Annotated in this window: 9 protein-coding genes; 4 read left to right on the top strand and 5 right to left on the bottom strand. The window is 49.9% G+C overall.

Going from position 1 to position 13,787, the window contains the following annotated elements; all coding sequences use genetic code 11:
• Nucleotides 1-45: 45 nt before the first annotated feature.
• The 3 genes from PAEVO_RS30640 to PAEVO_RS30630 are packed head-to-tail and all read right to left on the bottom strand — an operon-like array spanning nt 46 to nt 2,924.
• The gene (locus tag PAEVO_RS30640; protein WP_100541244.1) at nt 46-651 is read right to left on the bottom strand and encodes a response regulator transcription factor; all 606 of its coding nucleotides are present in this window, start codon (nt 649-651) and stop codon (nt 46-48) included.
• Nucleotides 648-1,769: a sensor histidine kinase gene (locus tag PAEVO_RS30635; protein ID WP_100541243.1), complete on the bottom strand. Its 1,122-nt coding sequence runs from the start codon at nt 1,767-1,769 to the stop codon at nt 648-650. The genes PAEVO_RS30640 and PAEVO_RS30635 overlap by 4 nt, the downstream gene beginning before the upstream one ends.
• An 18-nt stretch (nt 1,770-1,787) precedes the next feature.
• Nucleotides 1,788-2,924, bottom strand: a complete 1,137-nt coding sequence (locus PAEVO_RS30630) for a DUF418 domain-containing protein (protein WP_100541242.1) — start codon at nt 2,922-2,924, stop codon at nt 1,788-1,790.
• Nucleotides 2,925-3,196: 272 nt separating this feature from the next.
• On the opposite strand from PAEVO_RS30630, the gene PAEVO_RS30625 reads away from it, so the two are divergent.
• The 3 genes from PAEVO_RS30625 (at nt 3,197) to PAEVO_RS30615 (ending at nt 7,670) form a co-directional block, all read left to right on the top strand.
• The gene (locus tag PAEVO_RS30625; RefSeq protein ID WP_100541241.1) at nt 3,197-3,940 is read left to right on the top strand and encodes a hypothetical protein; all 744 of its coding nucleotides are present in this window, start codon (nt 3,197-3,199) and stop codon (nt 3,938-3,940) included.
• A 93-nt stretch (nt 3,941-4,033) separates the two neighbouring features.
• Entirely contained in the window at nt 4,034-5,113 is a 1,080-nt protein-coding gene (locus PAEVO_RS30620) for an ankyrin repeat domain-containing protein (protein WP_100541240.1), read from the top strand.
• 454 nt (nt 5,114-5,567) lie between these two features.
• On the top strand, nt 5,568-7,670 hold the full coding sequence (locus PAEVO_RS30615; RefSeq protein WP_100541369.1) for a TerD family protein: 2,103 nt from the start codon (nt 5,568-5,570) through the stop codon (nt 7,668-7,670).
• A gap of 214 nt (nt 7,671-7,884) precedes the next feature.
• Here the strand turns inward: PAEVO_RS30615 and PAEVO_RS30610 are convergent, their stop codons facing one another.
• Nucleotides 7,885-9,330 carry a DEAD/DEAH box helicase gene (locus PAEVO_RS30610; protein ID WP_100541239.1) on the bottom strand — a complete coding sequence of 482 codons (1,446 nt, stop codon included), beginning with the start codon at nt 9,328-9,330 and terminating at the stop codon, nt 7,885-7,887.
• Nucleotides 9,331-9,602: 272 nt separating this feature from the next.
• Nucleotides 9,603-10,037: a VOC family protein gene (locus PAEVO_RS30605; protein ID WP_100541368.1), complete on the bottom strand. Its 435-nt coding sequence runs from the start codon at nt 10,035-10,037 to the stop codon at nt 9,603-9,605.
• Between the two features lie 342 nt (nt 10,038-10,379).
• Here PAEVO_RS30605 and PAEVO_RS30600 point away from each other — a divergent pair, with 342 nt between their 5' ends.
• Nucleotides 10,380-13,676 (top strand): Ig-like domain-containing protein, encoded by a 3,297-nt coding sequence (locus tag PAEVO_RS30600; protein WP_100541238.1) that lies wholly within the window; start codon nt 10,380-10,382, stop codon nt 13,674-13,676.
• The last annotated feature ends 111 nt before the right edge of the window (nt 13,677-13,787 follow it).

Below are 13,787 nucleotides of genomic sequence, written 5' to 3'. Positions count from 1 at the left end.
TCCTCCTTCAAGTCATAAACAAGGTGCACTGGCGTCCGAAGATGTTCACAGCCATCCTTTATCCTCAGCGATCGCCACGGCCTGCTGCCGGGAATCGGCCTCCAGCTTCTGTATGGCAGAGGAGAGGTAGTTGCGTACGGTTCCTCTCGTCAGGAACAGCGCTTTGCTGATATCGCCGGTGGTCATGCCTTCTTTGGTTAAGCGAAGCATTTCGATTTCCCGTTCGCTGAGCGGGTTCTCTTCCTTTATGAAGAGCGCAGCCGCCAGATCGGTGCTCACAACCCGCTCGCCCTTCATGACCCGCCGGATGGCTTCGATCAAGAAATCGATCGGCTCGTCCTTTAACAGGTAGCCTTCTACCTGCGCATCCATCGCTTTTTGCAAATAACCCGGGCGGGCGAAGGTCGTGACGATCATGATTTTGCAGGGCAGACCCGCTTGACGTATGGACTCGGCCAATTCCAGGCCGCTGATATGAGGCATTTCGATGTCGAGCAGGCACACGTCCGGCTGATGCTGCCGGATCGCGTCCCAGGCTCGCTGCCCGTCGGGCACCTCGGCCACGACCTCGATGTCATCTTCGAAATTAAGCAGTGAGGCGAATGCGCCGCGAAGCATTTTCTGATCTTCCGCAATGACGATTCGAATCATGAAGCGTCCTCCTTTTCATGCCGGCGAAGCGGGAGTTTCAGGGACACCCTGGTGCCCCCCTCAGGTGACGGGACGATGGCGGAGGACCCGCCCAGCGTCTTCATCCGCTCCATGATCGACGGGATACCGTTTCCGTCGCCTTGCCCCGTAAACCCAATGCCGTCATCCGCGATATGGATTCCGTAGACATGGTCCTTCGTTTCCAGCCTGATGGTGCACCGCTTAGCCCGGCTATGCTTGATAATATTGGTCATGGCTTCCCGGATGCAGAGCGCAAGCATCGTTTCTTCCACGCTGGATAACAGCGGGGGCTTCTCCAGATCCTCGATACTCAGGGCAATGCCCGCCGTATGCAGCAGCTTGGCCGAATGCTCCAGCTCGCTTGGCAGTGAGACGAACTTCATATCGGATACCAGCTCCCTCACTTGCTTCAGGGCGGTTCTGGTGGTATCCAGAATCTCGCTTAGCTCTCGCTTGGCTAGGGCAGAATCCTTATCCACCCATTTCGTCGCCAGCTCGCTCTTCATTTTGATCATCATGAGGGTCTGTCCCAAGGTATCGTGGAGATCCCTGGCGATCCGCTGCCGCTCCTCCTGCTGGATATACTTTGCGATCTGTTCGTTGGCTTCGTCCAGCTCCCCCTGCAGGCTTTTTGCTTTCTCCTTGATGTAGATGACGATGGGGTATACCGTCTGAATGATCATGACCGGAAGGTAAATGGCGTTGGACGTTTCGAGCAGCGGTTCCTGCCGGATGAGGAACACAAGCAGGTATGATATGGCAATGGCCCCACTGCCGATGGCGATGTGTACCTTGGATTTGGACCGGCCCAGCAAGTCGGCAAAAACGATCCCGAACATTAGGACGCTCGGCTCGATATACACCCCGAACACGGCAATCGCCGACAGACCGGACAGCACGGCTGCCAGCAGCAGGCCGCCGCGGCACCACAGCGCGAAATAAAACGAAACGAAGTACAGTAGGAGCAGCAAGAGGCTGCCCCACAGTCCCAGCGCCGTATCTGAACGAAACACACAGTAGCATAAAAATACGGTCAGTACGACATCGATGAGCAAATAATTTTTGATCTGGTCCCTCGGGTACAACTTATAGAACATATCTAGCCCCCAATCCGGCTATTTTGATTCGAATAAGCCTACTGCCTGTTTGCGGACGGTCTCCATGGGCCCCAGCTTAAAGCCGCGAAGCCACAAGGACGCCATGCCGAGCTGAAGTGCGGAGATCAGCAGCCAGACGGCGATAATCGCGGCCGAATTCAGCTTGCCGGCAAGCCCTAAGCCCCAGCCGTAGAAGACGGCCGATGCGATGATGTTCTGGAGCACGTAGCAGCTCAGCGACATTTTTCCGACGTTTTCCAGACGGCGCCACAGCCATTCCCATTTCGCATATTGTATCATTCTCGCGATGATTGCTATATACCCCATGGACATCAGCGGGGCGAATAAATAGCGCACCGGTAAATCGAAAGCGCCGCCGGGAACGAATATGAGCAGGTTGAGCGGCACGCCGACATATAGGCCCAGCTTGAATAGCCTTTTCCGCAGTCTTTTGCCGTTCTCGTCCGGGGCGAATACGCCTGCGCGCATGAAACGAACGCCCAGCAGGAACAGAAACACGTTCGTCGGGATGACGAGGATGGCCTCCGCTCGCAGCGGGAGGAAATTCGCCAGCCGATATTGAACTTGCTCCAACCAAGTGCCTTCCTGATAAAGAACAGCGACATCATGAAAACTGCCCAGCGATACCTTTGCGCCGCTCGCCAGCATCAGCCCCGCAAGGGCGAGGATCGCAATGACGAAGACGCTGCCGATCACGTTCATCGTGCGGGCAATGAGCCGGTCGCCGCCCTTTACGATAAAGGCCGCAATGATGGCGGTAACTCCATAACTCATTAAGATGTCATACTCCATGACCAATATAAAATGCAGCAGGCCTTCAAGGATCAAAAACAGGACCGCCCACAAATAAACGCCCGGCCACGGTTTTCCCTTCCGCTTGGCCTGCCGATACTTCATTTCCAGACCGACGCCGAACATGATCGTCAGCAGTCCGAGCAGCTTCCCGTTCACCAGGAACAAGACGACCATCCGGAGAAGATCGTCCGCTCCCCACCAACCGGAATGATCAAAGGTGGTAATGTAGCGAAGATCCCCCGCATGCGCGAAGATCCAAATATTCGTCCCGAGCGTTCCGAGGATCGCAAAGCCTCGCAAAATGTCCAGCAGGCGAATTCTGTCCTTTCGTTGTTCCATCTCCGTATCCCTCTTTCATCTTAGGTTCTCTTGTAGTTTCATTGTAGAATCGATCCGTTTGACGCAACATTCACACCTGTAAAGAGATCCTTATGACACGTGTCATAAATATGGGGAAGGGAATCGGGCGAGCGGAAAAGGGGATATCGTCACCATTTGAAAATTATGGAATAATAGGAGAAGCCGTTGCTTCCGCACCCAATCAGCTTAGGATCATGCGAATCGAGGTTCATTGGCGGAAGAAAATCTGCTTGAAAACAGGAGGAGTGATCATGTACATCGTATCGGAACCAAGGCCGCTGTCGGATGGCCAAAATCAAGTGTTTGGAAGAGAGGGAGCAACTGTTTATCCACCGGGCTACGCCAAGTTTTTGCAGCGATTCGGCGAAGGGACTTACCGCGGGTGGATGAATGTCCAGCTGCCAGATATGGAAGTGCTTCAACCTTTTGCCGAGTACGGGTTATGGGAGCACGGCGAAGACTGCCCGATTACCGAGCAGCAGATTGCAGAGTGTATCGCAATAGGCACAACGGTGGATGGTGATTTTTTGGCCGTGCATCCTAAGACGGCTCAGTTGCTCTGGCTGCCTCGGCATGCGGAGCTTGTCCAGGCGATTTCGCTGCAGTCACGGGAGCAGGACGATGAAGGCCTGTACGCAGAAGTGCTGGACGAAATATATCGTCAGGTGTATGGGCGCAGCCAAGAGGAAGCCGTTTATTATGAACCGTGGACGGGTAAGCGGAGTCATATCTTCTTACGCTTCCCTCCTGGGCAGGATGGGCTGTCATTGCCTGAGCTAGCCGGTATGTGTCAAGCGTCCTTTCCGTCGGATCTGTCTGTGGAAAACGAATATACATGCAGCTTGTTCTACCGGGAACTGGGCGGATATGTACGATTCAATTATGCTTATCAGCAAGAGGTAGCCGTCTTCTATGAAGAGGATGCAGGGCTGGCATTTTCCGTTATGGAGCAATGGTTATTATCAAAAGGGTGCTTAGACCCTACTCCATCGTGATGATGAGGCGAAGTTGCTCAACTATGTCTGGAGCTGCCTGGCATGATTTCATACATAAGGGGTAGTCACGTTACTCAGGGAGGGAGAGTATAGATGATCGTTCTGAAAGATATCGGCAAATTCGAGGAGCTGCCGGAAATAGCCATGCACATCTACAAAGGAAATATTCCGGCATTGCAGGATGCAATCGCCGCTGGTTGGAATATAGAAGAAGGTATCGTACTAAGCAAATATACGACGCTAAGCCCGCTCGATCTGGCGCTGATCTCCCAGCGAATGGATGTTGTAAAGCTGTTGGTCGAGCACGGCGTTAACCTGAATGTCCATCATAATCCGGCTTTTTTAAAGGCTGTTCGCTATGGAAAGGAAGATATCGTTCGGTATATCGCAGCGCAAGGCGCCGAATTGGATAAGCTCAATCAGACCGGGTCAGGCGCGTATTCACAGGCCTATTACGGCAACAAAAAAAACATCCCGCTCATTCAAGAGCTGGGATTGGATCTCAAGCTGCATGGGAGCGCCGTGCTGCGGCAAGCTGTGTCGGATCATGACTATAAGACCATCGATTATTTACTCGATCATGGGGCGGACATCAATTATAATCAGCCCGATATGGTCTATCCTTATCGAGCGACTCCGTTAACCGTTGCTGTGCGGATGGGGAATCTAGCCATGGTTAAGTATTTGATTGAGCGAGGCGCGGACGTGACGATAGCGGAAAAGGATGGGGAACGGTCTTATACGATTGCTGTGAGTAATAAAGATACCGCCCTGGCGGACTACTTGAAATCGCTGGAGCCGGCCGAATTTCATAGTATAGAGAACAAGAAGTATGCGCTGAAAAAATATAAATTGACCGATGAACTCGTTCGCTTTCTGGCAGGAGACCAGCTGCGGCTTGAGCTATCGCAGAATGAATATGAAATCGGGTATATCGACTTCTTTGCACTGACGGATACGGTCGAGATGAAAGTCGCCCGGCAAAAGCTGCTGCGCCTGTCAGCCGACATTGACAATTACTCCGATCTGCAGCTCGTATGGAATCCGAAGAAAAAAGGATCGATCGGTTGTTACGATGTGGAGCATCAGACGTACGCCGATTTATGCAGCTTTACCGAGTTCCTCGCGCAGCCTGAATCGTACCTCATCCGTTTTCTTGAGGGAGAGTTGTAACCGAATCTCAATCTCAAGGCACATGGGCACCTACAACCTCAAATTTTAGCTCAGTGTCTTTCGCCTCCGATGACCGACGAGAGCTTGAACGATCATTTTGCGCACCCGGGCCTGATCAAACATCTTATTTCGCATCCAGAGTCATACAGCGACATCCAGTCGATGGATCAGTCTTTCCTGATCAAATTCGGCGCTCATTTTCCAAAGTCGTAATACTTTCGCCCTGTTGGCGGGCTATCAGGTATGGGATGATGGGTTCATCAAAGATTTGAGGTCGTGGACTTTGAACCTTTGGCCTTCAGGCTATTGCGATCCTTCCTTCTATTTCATTTGGCGAACCTAGGGTCACAGCTTTCCTGAGGGAGTTCTATTATGAGAGGAGGCGTCCAGGCTATCATATTCCTTCCTTCTTACTCCTTAAACCAGTAGGGATATGGCTTTCCTGGACTCTTTTATGATGATTAACACCATTTATTTGCGAAGAGCGAACAAATTGATTGTAAATGAAGACCAAGGCTCGGGTCGGCTATCGAAAGCTTATTTGGCAGCGGCCATAAAAAACATGGAACACCTTGGATTTGCGTTTTCATATCCACTATTACACGCGGTGCGCACCTTGTCCAAGGAGCAGTTCGAAGCGTTTTATCAACCACTGATTGACGATTTAAGGGTGCTGGTAGGTGCACACGTGAAATATGAACCGATGTATCCTGCTTTCCCAATGCAGGTAATGGATGAGGACGATGCGGAGCTCTATCTGAATGCCATCTATCATTATCTTACATGGGAATTGCCTGAGTATGAGCTTGCCGAAAGACCTCCGTTGCTGGATGAGGTCAATCTGAAAGTGATAGATCTTGGAAGCACAGAGGATTTTTATGCCATGATACGCCAGCTTATCCAAGCCAAGGGGGCCATCTCCCAGACAGATAAAGATGATATTGAGGCTGTTATCGAGTTTGCGGATCCCGATGAACTGGATGCCATTCTCCCGTCCGAGATTCCGTTCAAAGAGAATGCGGGATTCGTGGCAGCTTCGTTGTTGAAGCATGATAAGGCGAACATCGAGCGGATCGGACGTTATTTTAAAACCGCAACCGATGTCCTTCGTCTGGCTGTGGCTTGGTCAGATGGAGATGTCAGTCTGGCAGAGACAACGCGTTTCCGCAAATTTAAGCGACGCGAGAGACGACTGCTGCTCGGATTGTTGGAGCGATGCCATCCGATAACCGAGGATATGCTGAGATATAAGGACCGCTGGATTCGATTAGGCGAAATCCTGCATCCATCCGAATACAAGCACCGATATATGCATTGTGAAGAAGCTTTTGATATTTTGCGCAATAACAAGCCCTTTACCACGTATAACGGGAGTATTGAACTTGCATTTCAATATAATCAAGCCTGGAATTTGATCGATTTGTTGATGCAGCGCCCGGGCGAATTTGCACGCAGATTGGATCAGTTACTGCGGTCAACCGAACATACGGAGTATGTCGTGCTGGCATTTGGCGAGGTCGCGAATCAAGTATCGACGCCGGTACTATTGCAAGTGAAGAATCATTTTGCCCGCCGTCATGAGCCTCAAGAGCTGCGCGTCTTTTTTCCGAAAGGAAACGTGGCCAAAGCCTTTGCCGTACCCGATACGCTCCCGGATATCGATGAAGCAGCATGTCGGGACATCGTGCAGCTATGCGAACAAGTGTTGATCCAGCGGTTCTCCGCACTGCCGCTCTTGGGGAAGGTTTATGTCGATGAACGATTGAAGGACTATCACGTGCCGTTCTCCCAGAGATCGGCAAGCAAAACGCTGCATACAATTGTTCGGGGAAGCCGCGTGCCGATGACGGAGGGGGATACCATCCGTTTCTTCAGCTGGTGGAAGGAAGGACGCGTTGACGGGGAGCCTACGGGCCGCGTGGATATTGACCTGTCCGCTGTCATGTATGATCAAGATTGGCAGTATGTTGAGCATATTTCTTACACGAATCTGCGATCTTCTAAATACCAGGCCGTACACAGCGGAGATATCGTGTCGGCTCCTTGTGGAGCATGCGAATTCATTGATCTGCATATTCCATCCATCGTCCAGTACGGCGGACGTTATATTGTGGCGACCCTTCATTCGTATACAAGTCAACCGTACTGCAACCTGCCGGAGTGCTTCGTAGGCTGGATGATGCGCAAGAAACCCGGTTCCGGCGAGATATTCGAGCCTTCGACGGTGGCCAATAAAATCGATGTCGCTGCAGATACACAGATCGCCATTCCGGTCATCCTGGATTTGGTGGAGCGTACGGTCATCTGGACCGATCTGTCTCTGACGAGACATCCTCACTACTACAATAATGTAGAGGGGAATCAAAAAGGGATGGTTTTGATGGGCAAAGCCATGACAACCCTACGGAAACCCGACCTCTACGATTTATTCATGCTGCATGCCAAAGCAAGAGGAGAGACGGTAGATGCAGCGGATCAGGCAGAAGCGATCTTTTCGGTGGAACATGGGGTTACTCCATACGATATTGAGCAGATTATGGCGGAGTATGTTGTTTGATCAGAGTTAATTGAGATTAATAGAAGGGGGAGCAGCTTATCACTGCTCCTTATTTTTAGGTAGGAGAGTAAAGCAGTATCTAAATTTTTCTGTTAATCCTATATGACTATCAATTGTAAAAATTTGTGAAAATAAATGATTACACGAGTCCCATACAGAAGGGTGACCTCAGCACAATGTTAAGATCACCCTTGTTATGACAAATTCAACTTTTTTATTTATTCCCTTTGCGCACCTTTAGCAGTTTGCCTTTGACCGTCGTGTTTTGCATCATTTCAAGCACAAGCGGTCCTTTACCGTTCAGAATCTCAACATCGGTCACAAAATCGAGGATCGTAATAATCCCAATGTCGTCTGCAGTTACCCCGTCAAGCTTAGCAATCGTCCCAACAAAGTCTACGGCTCTTAGCTTTTTCTTCTTGCCGCCATTGAAGTTAAGCTTCATGATTTGCTTGTTTAATTGCTCACGCTTATCTTTTTTCGGTTCAGGCTTAAATTTTAGTTTCTGTTCAAAATCTTCTCTATGGCGATCCACTTCCTGTTCGGAGGGAGCCTTTATTTTCGGAATCGCGAATCCAATATACGTCTCAATCTCGGCTAATCGTTTGAGATCCTTCGGCGTGACGAGGGTAATCGCTTTACCCGTCTTGCCTGCACGACCTGTACGTCCCGTCCGATGAACATAGCTTTCTTTTTCAAGTGGAATATCGTAATTGATAACATGGGTAATATTCGAGATATCGATACCCCTGGCGGCTACATCGGTCGCAATCAAGTAACGGAATTGTCCCCTTCTGAACGCATGCATGACCTCGAATCGCTCTTCCTGCTCCATCCCACCATGAATACGATCACATGAGTAACCGAGATTAGCCATTTCTCTGAATAGGTTGTCCACATGCTCCTGTGTACGGCAGAAAACAATGCAGCTGTCAGGACTCTCAACAATGAGTAGATCCTGAAGCAATGCCAGCTTGTCCGCCTCCTTCACCTGAATAAGAGCGTGTTCAATCGTTGCCGTTGTAATACCGCTCGCCTCGATCTCTATTTGGGCAGGATTGTCCATATATTTGCGTGCCAGCTTGGCCACATCCTCAGGAAACGTAGCGGAGAATAACAGCGTAACCCTGTCACGAGGCAGGGCTTGAATGATCGACTGAACTTGCTCAATAAAGCCCATATTTAACATCTCATCGGCTTCATCAATAACGAGATAGGCCATCCGCTCTAGCGATAGCGTGCCACGTTCAATATGGTCCAGCACACGCCCAGGTGTACCTACAACGATATGCGTTCTTTGTTTTAACTCGGCCTTTTGGATATGAAAAGGATGCTTCCCAAAAAGAGGGGTCGCCTTAATCCGCTTAAAGCGCCCAATATTCGTAATGTCTTCGCTGACTTGTAACGCAAGTTCGCGGGTTGGCGCTAAGATTAATGCCTGCGGCTTATTCTCGTTCCAATCCACTAGCTCACAGAGCGGAATTCCATAGGCAGCTGTTTTGCCGCTGCCGGTTTGCGATTTAACAACAAGATCCTTCTTCTTAAGCACGACAGGAATGACTTTTGTCTGAACCTCTGTTGGTGTCTCATAGCCCAAACTATGGAGCGCTCTCACAATCTCTTCACTTAAAGGATAATCTGTAAAATGCTTCTCACTCATCTTTAACCTCTTCTACGATATATTCGAATATCTATATATACAGACTCCCACCGTACATCTATCATATACTCATCCATTATAATCTGAATCCAAAGATATGGATCGGTACATTCATGAACGAAAAAGCCCTTAGATAACTATAACCGTAAATCGGTTGATGAATACACAACGTATAAAAGATTCGGTCCTCATATCGTGTGATCGCTTAACCACTTCCGCCAATCCTGCCGAGTCTGCACGTGTACCGTCTTATCGATTTCCATGTTTTTGGGTCACCCCCGGCTTCGTGAATTCACTATCTCTAAATAATGAGCATTGTACATAATTCCCAGCACGTTGCCGAATGGATCCGTGACAGATGCCGTGATGAATCCTTCTCCCCGGTGTACGAGAGGTTCGTACTCTACAGCACCCATGTATTTTAATTGGCTGAGGGTGGCTTCTATCTCATCGACATGCCAGTACATGATCGCACCGCCGGGGCCGGACGTTGGTTGTGCAGGGGCAAAACGGCGATCGATGAGACCCAGCTCGTGCTGGTAGTCTCCAATCCGAAATTCGGCATAGGCCAGTTGACCATCGGGTCCCGAACGTTCGAAATAAGGTGTTATACCCAGCAGATCCGAATACCAAGCCTTTGCCGCTTCCATATCGTCCGCCCAGTAACTGATGGTCGCAAATCCTCGCAATGTTGGGTGTGTACTCATCATTTATTTTCCTCCTATAACCCGTTATGGTTGGTTTTATAGCTATTATGAGCTGCGATGACTGACGGCAGTATGTCAGTGTTTTGGTTTTTAAGCGTGGGAATATTCCGTTAACAGCGATAGGAGCTGTCATTTTAATGATATGGGTATGTAAAATGACGATGTTCATGACAGGAGTCACGATTTTGAAAGAAATGGACGATATACATTTAGAAGGACGGTTAGATTTTGTCGATACAGGTAGTTCACATCCTATGGAATATGGCGTGAACCGCGATATATCCGGTATGTACATCATTTGATAGATCAAGAAACAAAACCACACATTAGGGGAGGAATATTATGTATTTTGCCAAGAAAATAGGGCTGTTATCTCTAATCGTATCTATTGTAGCGGGGCTGGTGTTTCTCAAGCCGACCGGCATAGTCTATGCATCGTCTCCGACATCCACGATCGTGGTTGCCGATAGCGTGCTATCGATTGGCGAAACTTCAAACGTAACGATCACGTTCTCGGAAGCGGTAACAGGCCTTACGCTAGCAGATCTGACGGTGGCAAACGGTACGCTTAATGCCATGAGCTCGTCCGATGGCGGGGTCACATGGACGGCGACGTTGACGCCAGTCACCGGCATCGCAGATGCAACCAATGTTATTACGCTCGACAACACGGGCGTGCAGAATGCGGCTGGCAATCTGGGAGCGGGTACTACCGATTCGAACAATTACGCAATCGATACACAGAGACCAACGGCTACTATTGTAGTTTCAGACACGGCGTTATCCATCGGCGAAACTTCATTGGTGATTATTACGTTTTCGGAAGCGGTATTAGGCTTCACTAATGCAGATCTGACGGTTGCAAATGGTACGCTGAGTGCCTTGAGCTCGTCCGATGGCGGAATCACATGGACGGCGACGTTGACGCCAACTTCTGGCATCAGAGATGCAACCAATATCATCACGCTGGATAATTCGGGCGTGGCCGATATGGCGGGCAATGCGGGAACGGGTACCACCAGCTCCAACAATTATGCGATCGATACGACTCTGCTGACAGCTACGATCTTGGTTGCCGATAGCACACTATCGATTGGCGAAACCTCACAGGTAACCATCACGTTCTCGGAAGCGGTAACAGACTTCACTAATACAGATCTGACGGTGTCGAATGGCACATTGAGCGTTTTGAGCACGTCCGACAATATCACGTATACGACGACGTTGACGCCAGTCACCGGCATCACAGATGCAACCAATGTTATTACGCTCGACAACACGGGAGTCCAGAATGCGACAGGACATGCGGGAGTGGGTACCACCGATTCGAACAATTACGCAATCGATACACAGAGACCAACGGCTGCTATTGTAGTTTCAGACACGGCGTTATCCAACGGCGAAACTTCATTGGTGACCATTACGTTCTCGGAAGCGGTAAGTGGCTTCACGAATGCAGATCTGACGGTGGCATACGGTACGCTGAGTGCCGTGAACTCCTCCGATGGCGGGATCACCTGGACGGCGACGTTGACGCCAACTTCTGGCATCGTAGATGCAACCAATGTGATCACGCTCGATAATTCGGGCGTGGCCGATATGGCGGGAAATGCGGGAGCAGGTATCACTAGTTCCAACAATTACGCGATTGATACGACGCAGCTGACGGCCACGATCGTGGTTGCCGACACGGCGTTATCGATGGGCGAAACCTCGCAGGTAACAATTACGTTCTCAGAAGCGGTAACAGGCTTTACGCTAGCAGATCTGACAGTAGCGAATGGCACATTAAGCGGTTTGAGCACGTCCGACAATATCACGTATACGGCGACGTTGACGCCATTCACCGGCATCACAGCTGCAACCAATGTCATTACACTCGACAACACGGGCGTCCAGAATGCGGCAGGACATGCGGGTAAGGGTACCACCGATTCGAACAATTACGCAATCGATACACAGAGACCGACCGCCACCATTGTAGTTGCCGACACGGCGTTATCGATCGGAGAAACTTCATTGGTGACCATAACGTTCTCGGAAGCGGTGAGTGGGTTCACCAATGGGGACCTGACGGTGGCAAACGGTGTCTTAAGCAGCGTTAGCTCATCTGACAATATGACATGGACAGCAACGCTCACGCCGAATTCCAATGTAAACGCGGCGACGAATACCATCACGCTTGATAACTCAGGGGTGACCGATTACGCAGGGAATGCAGGGTTGGGCACGACGGAATCCAATTCGTACGCAGTCTTCACGGTGGCAGCCTCTGCGGATTTGAGCAGCATGACGTTATCAAACGGGACCCTAAGTCCTGTCTTTGCTTCTGGAACTGAAGTGTACACGTCAAGCGTGCCTAATTCCGTTTCCACGCTGACCGTGACCGCGACTGCACTCGATAGTCATGCCACGATTACGGTTAACGGTAATTTAGTAATAAGCGGGCAAGCAAGTTCCAATATACTGCTGAACGTAGGATCGAATACAATAGCGATTGTTGTAACGGCAAGCGATCAATCGACGAGAACCTATACAATCACTGTGACCCGTGAGAATAGTTCTTCTACCGGTGGTGGTTCTTCTAATGGGGGAGGTACATCCACCGATGGCGGTTCGTCTACGCCAACGGCACCCATGGACAATACAGTAACCTCATCCGATGGAAAAATCACGCTGCCAACAGGAAGACCTGGGTTGGTTAGCCTGGGGAAAGAAATCATCATCTCCATTCCGGCAGGCGCCACATCTCAGGAGCTAAAATTATCGATAGAGAAAATACGAAATACCGAAGCTCTCTTAAAGAATAACGAGGTTTTGGCAAGCCCGGTGTTTGACGTTCTAACAAACGTCTCGGGGAACTTTAGCAAACCCGTCAAACTGACTTTAGCTTACGACGCTGCAAGCTTAAAGAGCGATCAAACAGCGGCCGTCTTTTATTTTGATGGAGTGAAAAAGGCATGGGTGAAAGTCGAGGGCGGCATGATACAGGCGAATGATATATCCGTAGAGGTCAATCACTTTTCGAAGTATGCAGCACTCGTAGTAAATAAAGCAAACGGAATGCCCGTAGTCGACAGAACAACAGACCCGACAACGGAAATTTCCTTTACCGATATTTCGGGACACTGGGCCGAAGTCAGCATTAAGGAAGCGGTACGTGAGCGTATCGTGACGGGATATCCGGATGAAACGTTCAAGCCAGGCAACACCGTGACGCGTGCAGAATTTTCCGTCATGCTGATGAATGCGCTGAAGTCGACAGATGCAGGAGCGGAGTTAATATTCACAGATACAGCGTGGATCGGGGATTGGGCTAAGAAGGCAGTTTCGCAGGCCGTCCAGGCTGGCATTATTCGAGGCTATCAGGATGGCTCTTTCCGTCCAAATGCAAAAATGACGCGCGCAGAGATGGCAGCAATGATTGCGAATGCGCTCGAGCTATCCACCAAGGACATCCCCACAACCTCTTTTTCAGATGACAAGGCTATTCCTGCTTGGGCGAAAAGCTCTGTTGAAGCGCTGAAGAAACTTGGTATTGTTAAGGGAATAGGCGCAGGCGATTTTAATCCAAGCGCTCAAACCACGAGAGCAGAGGCCGTAATCGTTCTGATGAACATGTTAGGTCAATCCAAATAAAGATTAGCACGAATACAGAGGACACCATATGGTGCCCTCTGTATTTGCATTGAACGTAATAAACCGCAGGTATGCGCTTGCTAGCATATACTTGATCAGTTCTCTGGCTTC

It is taken from the genome of Paenibacillus sp. GM2FR, from assembly GCF_002803325.1.
Lineage (GTDB): Bacteria > Bacillota > Bacilli > Paenibacillales > Paenibacillaceae > Paenibacillus_AQ > Paenibacillus_AQ lautus.
Note: the sequence above shows the minus strand (reverse complement) of the source record. Positions and strands in the feature narration are given on the sequence as shown.

Coding starts and splice junctions, on each gene's coding strand:
- PAEVO_RS30640 (WP_100541244.1), bottom strand. CDS start 651: ATGATTCGAATCGTCATTGCGGAAGATCAGAAAATGCTTCGCGGCGCA.
- PAEVO_RS30635 (WP_100541243.1), bottom strand. CDS start 1,769: ATGTTCTATAAGTTGTACCCGAGGGACCAGATCAAAAATTATTTGCTC.
- PAEVO_RS30630 (WP_100541242.1), bottom strand. CDS start 2,924: ATGGAACAACGAAAGGACAGAATTCGCCTGCTGGACATTTTGCGAGGC.
- PAEVO_RS30625 (WP_100541241.1), top strand. CDS start 3,197: ATGTACATCGTATCGGAACCAAGGCCGCTGTCGGATGGCCAAAATCAA.
- PAEVO_RS30620 (WP_100541240.1), top strand. CDS start 4,034: ATGATCGTTCTGAAAGATATCGGCAAATTCGAGGAGCTGCCGGAAATA.
- PAEVO_RS30615 (WP_100541369.1), top strand. CDS start 5,568: ATGATGATTAACACCATTTATTTGCGAAGAGCGAACAAATTGATTGTA.
- PAEVO_RS30610 (WP_100541239.1), bottom strand. CDS start 9,330: ATGAGTGAGAAGCATTTTACAGATTATCCTTTAAGTGAAGAGATTGTG.
- PAEVO_RS30605 (WP_100541368.1), bottom strand. CDS start 10,037: ATGAGTACACACCCAACATTGCGAGGATTTGCGACCATCAGTTACTGG.
- PAEVO_RS30600 (WP_100541238.1), top strand. CDS start 10,380: ATGTATTTTGCCAAGAAAATAGGGCTGTTATCTCTAATCGTATCTATT.